The 13907-nt window shown below is 34.4% G+C and carries 14 protein-coding genes; 8 read left to right on the top strand and 6 right to left on the bottom strand.

Going from position 1 to position 13907, the window contains the following annotated elements; all coding sequences use genetic code 11:
• Window positions 1–63 precede the first annotated feature (63 nt).
• A complete protein-coding gene (locus ABWU58_RS01330; RefSeq protein WP_353283365.1) occupies window positions 64–996 on the bottom strand; it encodes an Rpn family recombination-promoting nuclease/putative transposase in 933 nt (310 codons plus the stop codon).
• Between the two features lie 113 nt (window positions 997–1109).
• Here ABWU58_RS01330 and ABWU58_RS01325 point away from each other — a divergent pair, with 113 nt between their 5' ends.
• The 7 genes from ABWU58_RS01325 (at window position 1110) to ABWU58_RS01295 (ending at window position 10332) form a co-directional block, all read left to right on the top strand.
• Entirely contained in the window at window positions 1110–2000 is an 891-nt protein-coding gene (locus ABWU58_RS01325; protein ID WP_353283364.1) for a helix-turn-helix domain-containing protein, read from the top strand.
• 187 nt (window positions 2001–2187) lie between these two features.
• Window positions 2188–2715 carry a JAB domain-containing protein gene (locus tag ABWU58_RS01320; protein ID WP_353283363.1) on the top strand — a complete coding sequence of 176 codons (528 nt, stop codon included), beginning with the start codon at window positions 2188–2190 and terminating at the stop codon, window positions 2713–2715.
• A 352-nt stretch (window positions 2716–3067) separates the two neighbouring features.
• Window positions 3068–5128, top strand: a complete 2061-nt coding sequence (locus ABWU58_RS01315; protein ID WP_309165575.1) for a recombinase family protein — start codon at window positions 3068–3070, stop codon at window positions 5126–5128.
• Window positions 5129–5519: 391 nt separating this feature from the next.
• The gene (locus ABWU58_RS01310; RefSeq protein ID WP_309165575.1) at window positions 5520–7580 is read left to right on the top strand and encodes a recombinase family protein; all 2061 of its coding nucleotides are present in this window, start codon (window positions 5520–5522) and stop codon (window positions 7578–7580) included.
• A 69-nt stretch (window positions 7581–7649) separates the two neighbouring features.
• Window positions 7650–7760: a JAB domain-containing protein gene (locus ABWU58_RS01305; protein ID WP_353283362.1), complete on the top strand. Its 111-nt coding sequence runs from the start codon at window positions 7650–7652 to the stop codon at window positions 7758–7760.
• A gap of 306 nt (window positions 7761–8066) precedes the next feature.
• Window positions 8067–9299, top strand: a complete 1233-nt coding sequence (locus tag ABWU58_RS01300; protein ID WP_353283361.1) for a hypothetical protein — start codon at window positions 8067–8069, stop codon at window positions 9297–9299.
• 91 nt (window positions 9300–9390) lie between these two features.
• Complete coding sequence (locus ABWU58_RS01295) at window positions 9391–10332, top strand: helix-turn-helix domain-containing protein (RefSeq protein ID WP_353283360.1); 942 nt, start codon at window positions 9391–9393, stop codon at window positions 10330–10332.
• A 123-nt stretch (window positions 10333–10455) separates the two neighbouring features.
• On the opposite strand, the gene ABWU58_RS01290 is transcribed toward ABWU58_RS01295, so the two are convergent.
• Window positions 10456–11379, bottom strand: a complete 924-nt coding sequence (locus ABWU58_RS01290) for a patatin-like phospholipase family protein (RefSeq protein WP_353283359.1) — start codon at window positions 11377–11379, stop codon at window positions 10456–10458.
• Here ABWU58_RS01290 and ABWU58_RS01285 point away from each other — a divergent pair.
• Complete coding sequence (locus ABWU58_RS01285) at window positions 11378–11899, top strand: phospholipase D family protein (protein ID WP_353283358.1); 522 nt, start codon at window positions 11378–11380, stop codon at window positions 11897–11899. The genes ABWU58_RS01290 and ABWU58_RS01285 overlap by 2 nt on opposite strands.
• Here the strand turns inward: ABWU58_RS01285 and ABWU58_RS01280 are convergent, their stop codons facing one another.
• From ABWU58_RS01280 to ABWU58_RS01265, 4 genes are all read right to left on the bottom strand, one after another.
• Window positions 11900–12109, bottom strand: coding sequence for a hypothetical protein (locus tag ABWU58_RS01280; RefSeq protein ID WP_262986488.1), 210 nt, complete (start codon window positions 12107–12109; stop codon window positions 11900–11902).
• A 67-nt stretch (window positions 12110–12176) separates the two neighbouring features.
• A complete protein-coding gene (locus tag ABWU58_RS01275; protein ID WP_262986489.1) occupies window positions 12177–12695 on the bottom strand; it encodes an ankyrin repeat domain-containing protein in 519 nt (172 codons plus the stop codon).
• 48 nt (window positions 12696–12743) lie between these two features.
• Window positions 12744–13709, bottom strand: coding sequence for a phage late control D family protein (locus ABWU58_RS01270; RefSeq protein WP_262986490.1), 966 nt, complete (start codon window positions 13707–13709; stop codon window positions 12744–12746).
• A complete protein-coding gene (locus ABWU58_RS01265; RefSeq protein WP_214303299.1) occupies window positions 13706–13885 on the bottom strand; it encodes a tail protein X in 180 nt (59 codons plus the stop codon). Before ABWU58_RS01265 ends, ABWU58_RS01270 begins: the two co-directional genes overlap by 4 nt.
• Window positions 13886–13907 lie beyond the last annotated feature (22 nt).

Raw genomic sequence — 13907 nt, 5'->3', positions numbered from 1 at the left:
AAAAAGCCTGATACTTTCTTAAATGGAACATCAGTAGCTAAAGGAATAAGCAGTGTGTTAGAGCTATGAGTCGAGGGGGATCTTTTCTGCTTGTAACTGCTTGATCTCATCAGAAGAAAGGCCTGTAGTTTGCGATACGACGTCAATAGAGATGCCAGCTTTAAGTAAGTTTTTTGCAACTTCGATTTTACCTTCAATTTTACCTTTTTCATGGCCGATGAGGATGCCTTCTTGTCTACCTTCTAGTCTACCTTTTTGAGTGGCATCATCGAGTTTTTGAGCGAGGACAGCCTGTTCATCACGAATACGCTTGATCTCCTGTTCATAGGCGATAAATTCTTTTTCTGACCAGTTGAATCTATTTAGTTCTTCATATGCTCTTTTAATTATTAGATCACTTCCTATTATTCTCTCTAGCTCTTCTTCACTAGTTTCGTCTGCATATCTGAAAAAGTATACCCATTTTTCAACTATACTTGAAAGCTGATCTTCTTTGGTTTTTGGAAATTTAGGCAACTCAATAAATATAAAGTAAAAATCTTTTAGATCATGTTCATTAGTATCTTCATCGCGAATAGTATGCTTTGATTTATACTCAGACTTATCAGGAAATAAAATACAGTCTGCTATAGCAATAAAGATAATTTCCTTAAGGTCATGATATTGATCGCCTTTGTCAGCCTGTCTTGAATAGGCTTTAGCAGCATAGTATTGAGCACGTTTTTCAAAGCCCTTAGTTTTAGCGACCTGCATTTCGACTATGACTTGTAGCCCATTTTCATCCCTACAAAGAACATCAACAATGCTTTGTTTTTTAGAAGCAATATCAGGGTCTTGAATAGTACTTAAGAACTCTATATCCTGTATTGTACTTTTGCCAGTGAAGCCAAGGATATCATTAAGGAAGTGAATAAGAATGTCCTTATTTTTTTCAGTGCCAAAGATGCGCTTGAACGATATATCATTTTTTGGATCGAGAAACTTAGAAAGAGCCATGAGAAAGTAAGATAAAAAGCATTAATAATTATACACAATTGTGAAGAAATATTCAACTAAAATGCAAACATTTTGTATATCTTTATTTGGTAGTATTAACCTGTATAATATTTATGGCAAATATCTCGATAAGGTATCAGATAGCACAAAAAGTAAGGAGCTGGAGGTTAAAAAGAAAATATGCCCTGAAAAACTTAGCAGGCAAAGCAAACATAAACTATCATACACTGCTAAGATATGAACAAGGAACATGTGGCATTCCAATTGAAAAGTTAAAAATATTAGCAGGGGCATTATCAATTCCTGTTGGAAATCTCTTTCCAAGACGAAAAGTACTAAAAGAGAGCTGTTGTTTTGATGAAGCTAGAAGCCAGGAAATGTATAATTTCATAGAAAAAACAGGAGGACACAAAGCAATTTATGTATTAACCAAGTCTGTCCGAGCTGAAGAAGAAAGTAATATAAAAGCAGCAAGAATAAGAATTGCAAAGAATCTAGTTAAGGCAGAGTTTGATAATGACATTATCTATCGAGCAACGGGCTTATCAACTGAAGAATATGCTGATAAAGAGAGATACGAGCCAAACGGAGGACAAGAGATAAAAAAGTGGAGAATAATAAGAGGATATACACAAGAAGAATTGGCAAAAAAGCTTAATATAGGACCCTCACAGATACATCACTATGAACAAGGTAGTGTCACCATTTTAAGTGAAAGGTTATGGGAAATAGCAAAAGAATTGTCAGTAGATGCTGAAGATCTAATAAAGGAATACAAAGAAAGTGATTGTGAAGGAGAAAATGAATTATTAAGTTTGGCAAGAGAATATAAAAAAATTGATAATCAAGAATCACGAGATGAACTGAATATATGGGTAGAATTTTTCTTGCAAAGAAAGCAAATTTACAAAGAGAAGATTGATAAAGTAGAGAGAATGAAAGTTACAAATAATTTACTTCTGTTAGGTTTTTCTACTGATGTTATTTCTAAAATAATTGATTAACAACAACCTTTTTACATAACTTGAAAATAAATATGTATTAATATCTTAACCTATTCATAAAAAAATAAGTAAAAAAGATTGAAAAATTGATTTGACTTCACTCGAAAGCTATGGCTCTATGCCAATGCTGATAAAAAACAGCAGTAAATAATTAAAAACAATTTGTTATTAACGAGGAGTATATTTTATGAATAATAGTGAAAAACTTACAGAAGAAATAGAGAGAGTATTACAGAGTGGAGGAGGAAGTGCTCTATTTGATCGTGAGATAGTGTCAGTGCTTCTAGGAGCAGTTCACGACAGAAAGCAAGCACAAGATGTTACTAAAACTCTAATGGATAACTGCCCAGGAATAGGAGAAATTTTGGGACGAGAAATCGATGATCTGAAAATGATAGAAGGAATGACCGAACATGCAGCCGCAGCAATTGAATGTGTTAAAGAAGCTTATAAAAGAGCACTCAGAGAAGGGTTAAAGAGAGGCCCGGTAATGGATAGCCAAGAAAAGCTGATAGAGTATGTAAGGGTAAACATAGGCTTTTCAGCAAAAGAAGCTGTCCTGATAATATATTTGGATAAGCAGAACCGTTTGATAAGAGATGAAGTGTATTTTGGTACAATAGATGAAGTACACTTATCTGAAAGGAAAGTGGTAAAAAAGGCGTTATCAATGGAAGCAGCGTCAATAATATTAGCTCACGATCAACCACCTTAATACCCCATTCAACAACCAAAAAGAGATTACAGTTACAGATCCAACTCATCCGCTATTTGGCAGAACTTTTCCTATATCCTTTATCAGTTCAAGAGCCCATTGTAGTAGTAATGTATTTGTTATTCATCGTAATAACATAATTCTGCGTATCCCGTTTCTTGCTACCAACTTAGCCAGTAAGCAAGATTTTCTCACAAGTAAATTAACATGGGATTCATTATACGAATTTGTTTCTTTAGCAAAGGAGTATAAATTATGCCATGTAAACCAAATAGAGTGTGGAAAAAAATGCCGCAATGTCTCAAATCAGAAATTTTAGAAAACATATTATTAGTGTCCAAAGAGGTCATCCATGAATACATCAGAGCTAATTACAGCACAACATTTAACACGCGAAGCGATAATTTACATAAGACAATCAACACCTCATCAAGCACTGAGCAATCAAGAAAGTTTGGAGTTACAGTATGCGCTGAAACAAAGAGCTATTGATCTTGGGTGGAAAGCTGATAATATTGTTGTTATTGATAATGATCTCGGCTTAACAGGTGCTAGTGCTGAAAAGCGTGAAGGGTATAAAGAGATTCTCGCTAAAGTCACTTTATCAAAGGTAGGGATTATCCTATCCTACGATGTGACTCGTTTGTCACGTAATTGTTCTGATTGGTATCCGTTATTGGATATATGTGGCTATAAACAGTGTTTGATAGCTGATCGGGATGGTGTGTATGACCCTGGTACTATTAATGGTCGGTTGTTACTTGGTCTGAAAGGACAGCTTGCTGAAATGGAGTTATCTACTATAAGAGCCAGACTAAATGCTGGACTAGTAAATAAGGCAACCAGAGGAGATTTAGCCTTATCTCTTCCAGTGGGTTTCGTTCGTAACATTGATGATTCCGTGAGTAAGGATCCTAACCTTGAAGTTCAGCAGCATATTAAGCTTGTTTTTGACACTTTTCTAGAAAAACGAACAGCAGCACAAGTTGTAAGGTATTTTAACAATAACCAACTTACCATTCCTAGGTATGACAATTTTAAAGAAGTGCATTGGAAAAAACCAACTTTTGACGCAATTATCTCAATGCTCAAAAACCCTGCTTATGCTGGAGCATTTGCTTATGGTCGTTCTTGTACTACGCGTCACAAACTATCTTCTGCTAATAAAACAACAAAAAGACTACCAATGGAAGAATGGAAAGTTCTAATTAAAGATAAATACCCAGCTTACATAGATTGGGAAACCTTTACAAAGATTCAGATCATACTTAAAGATAATCATGCGGATTACCGTCGCTGTAGAACACGTGGAATAGCTAGACCAGGTGCAGCATTATTACATGGAATAATCTATTGTGGAGAATGTGGACACAAAATGATAGTACAGTATAAAGGAGGAAATCATTATAAATGCAGTTACCAACATCAACGTGATCTTTCCCCTTCATGTCAGTTTTTACCTGCTGATATTATTGATAATGAAGTAATTCCTAAATTTTTTGCAGCACTTAGTCAAATTGAGCTAGATGCTTATACTAAGGCTATTAACTCGCAGCTACAATCTGAACAAGAAATTAATAAAGCTCATTTACAACAATTAGAACGCTTAAGATACCAAGTAAGATTGGCAGAACGACAATTTAATCAAGTTGATCCTGACAATCGTCTTGTAGCTGCAGAACTTGAAAGACGTTGGGAACAGGCATTGAATGAACTCAAGCAAGCGGAAATTACATTTGAACGTCAGTATCCAAGTAAACCTACTCCTCAATTATCCGAGGAACTGAAAACAATATTTTTAGATGTAGGTAAGAAACTACCAGAAATTTGGCATAAGTCAGTTCTGTCACGTCAGCAAAGAAAATCTTTTGTTCGTTGTCTGATTGATAAGGTAGTAGCACACCGAATCATGCGTGATTGCTTGCAGATACGTATTGTATGGCATGGTAGAGAAACTACCACTTTCCATGCTCCTATTCCAGTAAGCTCCTTTCGTGCATTGACTACTGCAACAGAAATGGAGCAATCGATAATAAAGTCAAGTAAAGAGGGTAAAACGGATATAGAAATTGCCAAGTACTTAGAAACACAAGGGTATCGTTCTCCCTCACAATCAAAGAATATTGTTTTAGAAAATACAGTAAAAAATATTCGGTTAAAAAATAATATTATGCGAAAAAAGGAGCAATCACACCCCATTAAAGTGCCTGGCTACCTTACTATTTCACAAGTTGCAAAAATCCTTGAAGTTTCCAGGCAGTGGCTTTACGATAGAATAAGGAGAGATAAAATAAAAATACAAAAAGACTATAGCAAAACCAGAGGCAAGTATTTATTTGAAGATAGACCAGAAACTGTTAGAACCCTTATGGATTTTAAAAATGGTAAACTCAACAACCCAAATTTTTTATAGGAGTATCAATATGTATAATCGCACGATCAACCACCTTAATACCCCATTCAACAACCAAAAAGAGATTACAGTTACAGATCCAACTCATCCGCTATTTGGCAGAACTTTTCCTATATCCTTTATCAGTTCAAGAGCCCATTGTAGTAGTAATGTATTTGTTATTCATCGTAATAACATAATTCTGCGTATCCCGTTTCTTGCTACCAACTTAGCCAGTAAGCAAGATTTTCTCACAAGTAAATTAACATGGGATTCATTATACGAATTTGTTTCTTTAGCAAAGGAGTATAAATTATGCCATGTAAACCAAATAGAGTGTGGAAAAAAATGCCGCAATGTCTCAAATCAGAAATTTTAGAAAACATATTATTAGTGTCCAAAGAGGTCATCCATGAATACATCAGAGCTAATTACAGCACAACATTTAACACGCGAAGCGATAATTTACATAAGACAATCAACACCTCATCAAGCACTGAGCAATCAAGAAAGTTTGGAGTTACAGTATGCGCTGAAACAAAGAGCTATTGATCTTGGGTGGAAAGCTGATAATATTGTTGTTATTGATAATGATCTCGGCTTAACAGGTGCTAGTGCTGAAAAGCGTGAAGGGTATAAAGAGATTCTCGCTAAAGTCACTTTATCAAAGGTAGGGATTATCCTATCCTACGATGTGACTCGTTTGTCACGTAATTGTTCTGATTGGTATCCGTTATTGGATATATGTGGCTATAAACAGTGTTTGATAGCTGATCGGGATGGTGTGTATGACCCTGGTACTATTAATGGTCGGTTGTTACTTGGTCTGAAAGGACAGCTTGCTGAAATGGAGTTATCTACTATAAGAGCCAGACTAAATGCTGGACTAGTAAATAAGGCAACCAGAGGAGATTTAGCCTTATCTCTTCCAGTGGGTTTCGTTCGTAACATTGATGATTCCGTGAGTAAGGATCCTAACCTTGAAGTTCAGCAGCATATTAAGCTTGTTTTTGACACTTTTCTAGAAAAACGAACAGCAGCACAAGTTGTAAGGTATTTTAACAATAACCAACTTACCATTCCTAGGTATGACAATTTTAAAGAAGTGCATTGGAAAAAACCAACTTTTGACGCAATTATCTCAATGCTCAAAAACCCTGCTTATGCTGGAGCATTTGCTTATGGTCGTTCTTGTACTACGCGTCACAAACTATCTTCTGCTAATAAAACAACAAAAAGACTACCAATGGAAGAATGGAAAGTTCTAATTAAAGATAAATACCCAGCTTACATAGATTGGGAAACCTTTACAAAGATTCAGATCATACTTAAAGATAATCATGCGGATTACCGTCGCTGTAGAACACGTGGAATAGCTAGACCAGGTGCAGCATTATTACATGGAATAATCTATTGTGGAGAATGTGGACACAAAATGATAGTACAGTATAAAGGAGGAAATCATTATAAATGCAGTTACCAACATCAACGTGATCTTTCCCCTTCATGTCAGTTTTTACCTGCTGATATTATTGATAATGAAGTAATTCCTAAATTTTTTGCAGCACTTAGTCAAATTGAGCTAGATGCTTATACTAAGGCTATTAACTCGCAGCTACAATCTGAACAAGAAATTAATAAAGCTCATTTACAACAATTAGAACGCTTAAGATACCAAGTAAGATTGGCAGAACGACAATTTAATCAAGTTGATCCTGACAATCGTCTTGTAGCTGCAGAACTTGAAAGACGTTGGGAACAGGCATTGAATGAACTCAAGCAAGCGGAAATTACATTTGAACGTCAGTATCCAAGTAAACCTACTCCTCAATTATCCGAGGAACTGAAAACAATATTTTTAGATGTAGGTAAGAAACTACCAGAAATTTGGCATAAGTCAGTTCTGTCACGTCAGCAAAGAAAATCTTTTGTTCGTTGTCTGATTGATAAGGTAGTAGCACACCGAATCATGCGTGATTGCTTGCAGATACGTATTGTATGGCATGGTAGAGAAACTACCACTTTCCATGCTCCTATTCCAGTAAGCTCCTTTCGTGCATTGACTACTGCAACAGAAATGGAGCAATCGATAATAAAGTCAAGTAAAGAGGGTAAAACGGATATAGAAATTGCCAAGTACTTAGAAACACAAGGGTATCGTTCTCCCTCACAATCAAAGAATATTGTTTTAGAAAATACAGTAAAAAATATTCGGTTAAAAAATAATATTATGCGAAAAAAGGAGCAATCACACCCCATTAAAGTGCCTGGCTACCTTACTATTTCACAAGTTGCAAAAATCCTTGAAGTTTCCAGGCAGTGGCTTTACGATAGAATAAGGAGAGATAAAATAAAAATACAAAAAGACTATAGCAAAACCAGAGGCAAGTATTTATTTGAAGATAGACCAGAAACTGTTAGAACCCTTATGGATTTTAAAAATGGTAAACTCAACAACCCAAATTTTTTATAGGAGTATCAATATGTATAATCGCATAACCATCCAGGAGGGAGTTTAGAACCATCAGAAGATGATAAAGTAATGACTAGAGAATTAGTATCAGCATGTCAAGGAGTGGGAATTGAACTAGAGGATCACATTATTATGACAGACAAAGGATACTGCAGTTTTAAGGAAAGAGAGCTGTTATAAAACAAGTTTCAATTGCTTGAGAAGTTTGGCTACCAACTACTACAAAACAATACAAAGAGCATAAGTAGCAAAAAAACTTAGTCAAGAATCTGAAGAGAGATATTGGAGAATTACAAAATATAAAAGATCTTTGTATAGTTTGTATATTAAGTTGTGATTAAAGAATAAAAGTCCTGATAAAGCTATTCTTTTATTATAAATAGTTGCAAGATATACAAGATCTTTTTATAATTTGCGTATTAAGTTAATTATAAAGCAATAAATTGCTCTATAGACTTGAATAATATGCTTAATATGAGAGGTTATATGACTACTAAAAAAGCAGTATCATTTGATGATATGGATGGAAATACTTATGAGTTAATCATTGATTCTAAAAAGTTACCAAAAGGACTATATAGTGCTATTAGGCGTACTAGCAAAAAAAATCAGCAGCTTATACTTGTAGACGAGACTGATCCGAAAATATTTGATGATAAAAGCAGGTTTGAGAAGCCTGAAGGTGTGCCTTCCCCTAGCGATGTTTCTGAAAAATCAATCAATCTTGGAGAAGGACGTGAGGTTTATAACAAAAAATCTTCAAATCGTCAAAATCCGTTTATTCCATCTTTAAGCAAGATAGAGCCAAGTGCAAGTGAAAATGCAGAATTGAGGTGGTTTAAAAGTAGAGTGGTAAAGGCAAAAAGCGTAGAAGAACTGAACAAGACTATAGACCAAGCACTAAGTGCTGGAATCAGGATAAATGCGTATAGCGAAGGGCAGAAGAGTTTTGCTGATACAGTAATATCGAAAATGCCTTTGATCAAATGCAAAGAAAATGAGAAGGAAGATATAATATGTGAATTGATGCTAAATGGAGCAATATTCAGTTACGATCTATTGCAGGATAAGGGAATAAGTGAAATGCATAACAAACTCTATCAAGAGATTCGTCCACAGATAGATGAGTGGCTTAAAGAACTGAGAGAAATCGGTGAAAGTGCTATTGAAAATGAAGGAATCATAGAAGACGTGGAAATGGATAATCAGACGTTTTTTATGAAATTTTCTGAGAGTAGTAAGGTAAATATTGCAAGAATATTGGAAGGTACAAAAAATTTAGGATTAACCACAGGAGAGGTAAAATTAGGAGGTGATGTTATAGAAATAGGAAATAGTAAGGTTGAGGTTAGAAGTGAAAAAGAAGGTGAGAGGAATTACGTTGATGTGTCTGACAATAGTGCTTTTGAGATAACATTTCCTACAAGTATTGGTAGCCTAAAAATTGTAGTATACCATAATGCGAAAAATGACAGTCAAGTAGAGGTCAGAGTAGCAGATAAAGAAATGTGGTCTGAACTACAAAAGAGAGGGGAAAATATAGGAAAAGGGTGTTTTTTTGGAGGAATGACGGTCACAGAAGCGGTAGAAAAAGGAAGTTTTCCTAGGAGTGGCAAGTGGAGTAAAGATAAGGTTGAAAAGACAATTAGTAATAGCGAAACATTATCGTGGGTTGATAAGGTATGTGGAGGTAGTAAAGAAACTTCTCGGAAACTTTAAACGAAGGGAGGTTTTCTTCCCTTCTTACTTACAACCATAAAATTGAAAAAGGCTTTCTAACAGATGTTTATTTCGGTAAAATTGTTACGATATGGCAAATATCTCTATAAGATACAAAATAGCACAAAAAGTAAGAAGCTGGAGGCTAAAACAAAAGTATACCCTAAAAGATTTAGTAGATAAAACCGGCATAAAATATCATACATTGCTAAGATATGAGCAAGGAGCATGTGGCATTCCAATTGAAAAGTTAAAAGTGATAGCAGAGGAATTATCAATCCATGTTAGAAATCTATTTCCTAGGCGAAAAGCGCTAAGAGAAAGTGGTTGTTTTGACGAAAGTAAGATCGAATGGATGTATAATTTTATAGCAAAAACAAGAGGACGCAAGGCAATTTATGCATTAACTAAATCTATTGGAGCTGAAGAGGAAAGTAATGTAAAAGCTGCAAGAATAAAAATAGCAAAAAATATTTTAAAGGCAGGGTTTACTAATGATATAATTTACCGAGCAGTAGGTTTATCAACTGAAGAATATTCTGATAAAGAGAGTATACATTATACAAGCCAAAACGGAGGACAAGAGATAAAAAAGTGGAGAATAATAAGAGGATATACGCAGGAAGAGTTAGCAAAAAAGCTTAATGTGGGACCCTCGCAGATACATCATTATGAACAGGGGAGTGTGACAATTTTAAGTGAAAGGCTATGGGAAATAGCAGAAAAATTATCGGTGAATGCTGAAGATTTGATAAGGGAAAAAGATTGTTATGAGGATGATGAAGGAAAAAAAGAGCTATTAAGCTTGGCAAGAGAGTTAAAAAAAATTAACAATCAAGAATCACGAGATGAACTGGACATATGGGTAGAATTTTTATCGCAAAGAAAGCAAGTTTACAAAGAAAAGATTTACAAAGCGGAGGCAATAAAGGTTGCGAATAATTTACGTATGTTGGACGTTTCTATTGATGCTATTTCTGAAATAACGGGCTTATCTATTGAGGAGCTTGAGAATTATGTTTTCAAAACTTAACCTGGGTTAAAAACAGCGATAGTTTATTGACTCAGAAATAATATATTAAGATATAAATAAAAGTAGTTAATATATCTACTCTAAACTCTTGTTTAGCTCTGCAGAATTTGGCATCTCTACTTATCAAGATATAACATCACAAAATTTCTCTATCACTTTTTGATTATCCTCTATCATTGCCTTTGCCTCTTGCTGAAGAGATTTGATATTTTTTGATGTAATATTATCCATGTCAGGTGATGCTATTTTTAATTGCGATTGTATGCGTATATATTTATCACCTATAACTTGATCAAGTTGGTAATTTACTGAATCTAAACTTGAGGCAAACATCACATGTAATAGTGGTTTTATCCAGCCTATTTTTCCAAATCTCTTTGAATTGGCATACTCTATGCTTCTATCTGTTCTGCCAGTACCTATCGATAACAGTAGAATATCATCATTTGGAAATAACCTTTTACTACTTGCATATGCACAAGCCGCTGGATTATTGGCAAAAACCCCCCCATCCACTAATACTCTGTCTATCTGGTTGATTTTTAGATGTTTTGGTATGAAATAAGTAGGTGCAGCTGTTGTAGCTCTGAGTGCATCTTTCAGCTTAATATTACCTTCTTTCCAGCTTTTGAAGAAAAACGGACAATTATTGTTAATATCGTAACTTGCAATCAGTACATTATTTAAGGTGCTTTGTAAAGTATCATCACCAAAATATTTATCCAGTACAAATTCAATATTTTTATGTGGGTATTGTGCACAGTTAAACCAAGATAATATTGATCGCCTGAAGAATGAAGACTTGAAAATATATGACCCGTATTTTTGGTAAAGCTCGACTAAATCATTGGCTGAATATTGAGGGTTTCCTTGTTTATCTTTTTTACATAATCCTGCTACAACAATTCCACCGGTTGAGGTTCCTGCCATTAAGTCAAAGATTTCAGCTATAGTTCTTCTTGTTCTTTTTTCTATTTCTGCTAATATTATGGTTGGTATTATGCCCCTTATGCCTCCTCCGTCAACTGAAAGGATATATTTAATCATGTTTAGATATTTAATAATTTTATTAACTTGTTTGCTTTTATCAGGTTGTGTTTCTTGTCCTAGTACTACTGTATGTTTCACTCCTAGAGAAAATTGCACCAATCTAATAATTGATTCTGTGGGTCATGCTAAAAAATCCGTGTTGGTTCAGGCATACCAATTTACCTCGAAGCCTATTGCTGAATCCTTGGTTCAAGCTAAAAAGCGTGGAGTTGATGTCATGGTTATTCTCGACGAATCGCAAGTTAGCTCAAAGTATAGTGTTATCAATGAGCTGTTTGAGCAAAAAATCCCAATTTGGGTAGACTTTAAACCAGCGATTGCTCATAGTAAAATAATGATTATTGATGATAACAAAATAATAACTGGCTCTTTTAATTTCACCTATGCAGCTGAATCAAGAAATGCTGAGAATCTACTGATTATAACAGGGGATCCTCAATTAGTTGAGCAATACATCGAAAACTGGAAGGATCGTCAATCTCAATCTGATCCTTATACACCAAAAGTAGAAGAATAATTACTTTAAATCAGCTTTAAGTTCATCCAATTCCTCAGAAAGATTTTTTACCCTTTCCTCAAGTACTAACACTTTTTCCATTAAACCATATTCAATGAGTTTATCGTGAAATTGTACCCTTGAGTCTAGCTTGGATAACCACCATATCAATGCTACGGTTTGGATTAATATGGTAATAATTACCGTAATTGGGATTTTTTGCTTTTTCATGTGAAAATATTAACTTGTTATGGATAGTTTTAGAAATTTATGTATAGATTATAGAAAACTTACAGCTTTAGTGATTACTTTTTGTTGATTCATATTGATCCTCTGCTTTAGCAAGTAGCTTTATGATTTCTCTATATGTTTTGCCTTTGTTTTTATCATATCGCAATTCCACTACAGCCATATCTCTTGGTCTTCTTCCATCTCGATCTGTAGCTATAGGATTTGATCCTTTATCTAATAAGAATTTGACAATTTCTAAATGTCCATTATCTGCAGCATAATGTAGTGCTGTTCGCTTAAATTTATTGGCAGTATTTATATCAACATCCTTTTCTACTAAAAATTTTATAATTTCTAAACATCCTTTTTCTGCAGCATAATGCAATGCTTTTTCGCCAATATTTACATTATTTTGTATCAAGAGCTCGATATTTTCTAGGTCACAAGTTTCAGATGCAATCTCTAATTTAGTAATGCTATCTTTATATCTCTTTTCAGATAAGGAAATACATACGATTACAATACATACTGCTAGTGCTATTAATAAAATTAGTCTATTTTTATATATGATCGAATTTATGTTCATGTATTATATATTTATTTGGAATTAAATGACCATTTGCTTAAGTTTCACTTAAACAGCTTTGCTCACTGTTGCCTCTACTATAGTTTGATATCCTCTATTATTCAGAATATGTTCTGCCTTGCTAATTATCCATTCACCTTCAATTTCCTGACAAAATCCTGAAAGGCTGATCTTAGCTTCTGCAAATAATTCTGGATTACCAGGAACAGTTACATTTAAATTTGATGTACTACGTTTTAGTTGTTTTAACTTAGCTGCTGCTGCACTAATTGCTGATTCTGCGGTAGAGTAAAGCGTTTGCAGGGTATAACTTGGACCCTCATTTCCCACTTTCTCTTCTATAGTTTCTCCCTTTTCATAACTGTGCCATTTTGCAATAACAGATCCATATTTGTTACGCACATTAAAATTTACCTCCCAATTTATAATATCTTTAGGTGTTAATACTGTTGTACCTAACATCTTTCCAGTCGCTGATCTTGCTTCTCCCTTTGGAATAAAAATTATATATCCTCCTGCTGGTTTTACTAGTGCATCATATTTTTTGCCTAATCCTTCCAAAAAACTCATGTCGCTTTCATCTGCTTGAATGGTATGTGGTATAAATATATTTTCAAATCTTTCAGCGACTTTACCTTCATACCCATGTTCTTGTGCTATTTCTTTAATCAAATCTTCCAAGGTAATGTCTTTCCATTCCTTTGATTTTCTTTCCTTTAATGATCCTCTTAAACTTGCAGCGTCACATTTTATTCTTAAAGTTTGTGGTGGACTTTGTATTGTAATTTGATTTGCCTTATATACCCCCATAGGTAATAAACCTGTTTCTTTATATCCTAGAAAAACCTGTAAATTACCCTTAAGTTCTAAAGCGCTAGAGTTATAACTAATATATATCTCAGCTTCGTCACTTGTAGTACCGGATCCATCAGTAACACGTAATAATATTAAACTCTTTTTTAAAACCTCTGTTACTGGGTTATTTTTTGCTACTATATCAAAGTCTGGCGTCATTCATCTAAAATATTTATGACAGATTCTTTCGATATTTTCTGAATTTTAGGAAGCTTAATTCTTAATCCAGCGGGCAAAAAGCTTGCGTATTCTGCAAGGCCTGGATTTTCAAGCAATACTTCCTCCACTGCTCCACTACTGTATCCATAATGTTTCCAGCAAATGTAATCCAACATTTCGTTTTCTTTCGTGTAATAA

Source organism: Wolbachia endosymbiont (group A) of Pogonocherus hispidulus, from assembly GCF_964028195.1.
Classification (GTDB): Bacteria; Pseudomonadota; Alphaproteobacteria; order Rickettsiales; family Anaplasmataceae; genus Wolbachia.
Note: the sequence above shows the minus strand (reverse complement) of the source record. Positions and strands in the feature narration are given on the sequence as shown.

What these genes read in the sequence shown, in the direction of transcription:
- ABWU58_RS01330 (WP_353283365.1), bottom strand. Translation starts at nt 996, where the DNA reads ATGGCTCTTTCTAAGTTTCTCGATCCAAAAAATGATATATCGTTCAAG.
- ABWU58_RS01325 (WP_353283364.1), top strand. Translation starts at nt 1,110, where the DNA reads ATGGCAAATATCTCGATAAGGTATCAGATAGCACAAAAAGTAAGGAGC.
- ABWU58_RS01320 (WP_353283363.1), top strand. Translation starts at nt 2,188, where the DNA reads ATGAATAATAGTGAAAAACTTACAGAAGAAATAGAGAGAGTATTACAG.
- ABWU58_RS01315 (WP_309165575.1), top strand. Translation starts at nt 3,068, where the DNA reads ATGAATACATCAGAGCTAATTACAGCACAACATTTAACACGCGAAGCG.
- ABWU58_RS01310 (WP_309165575.1), top strand. Translation starts at nt 5,520, where the DNA reads ATGAATACATCAGAGCTAATTACAGCACAACATTTAACACGCGAAGCG.
- ABWU58_RS01305 (WP_353283362.1), top strand. Translation starts at nt 7,650, where the DNA reads ATGACTAGAGAATTAGTATCAGCATGTCAAGGAGTGGGAATTGAACTA.
- ABWU58_RS01300 (WP_353283361.1), top strand. Translation starts at nt 8,067, where the DNA reads ATGACTACTAAAAAAGCAGTATCATTTGATGATATGGATGGAAATACT.
- ABWU58_RS01295 (WP_353283360.1), top strand. Translation starts at nt 9,391, where the DNA reads ATGGCAAATATCTCTATAAGATACAAAATAGCACAAAAAGTAAGAAGC.
- ABWU58_RS01285 (WP_353283358.1), top strand. Translation starts at nt 11,378, where the DNA reads ATGTTTAGATATTTAATAATTTTATTAACTTGTTTGCTTTTATCAGGT.
- ABWU58_RS01290 (WP_353283359.1), bottom strand. Translation starts at nt 11,379, where the DNA reads ATGATTAAATATATCCTTTCAGTTGACGGAGGAGGCATAAGGGGCATA.
- ABWU58_RS01280 (WP_262986488.1), bottom strand. Translation starts at nt 12,109, where the DNA reads ATGAAAAAGCAAAAAATCCCAATTACGGTAATTATTACCATATTAATC.
- ABWU58_RS01275 (WP_262986489.1), bottom strand. Translation starts at nt 12,695, where the DNA reads ATGAACATAAATTCGATCATATATAAAAATAGACTAATTTTATTAATA.
- ABWU58_RS01270 (WP_262986490.1), bottom strand. Translation starts at nt 13,709, where the DNA reads ATGACGCCAGACTTTGATATAGTAGCAAAAAATAACCCAGTAACAGAG.
- ABWU58_RS01265 (WP_214303299.1), bottom strand. Translation starts at nt 13,885, where the DNA reads ATGTTGGATTACATTTGCTGGAAACATTATGGATACAGTAGTGGAGCA.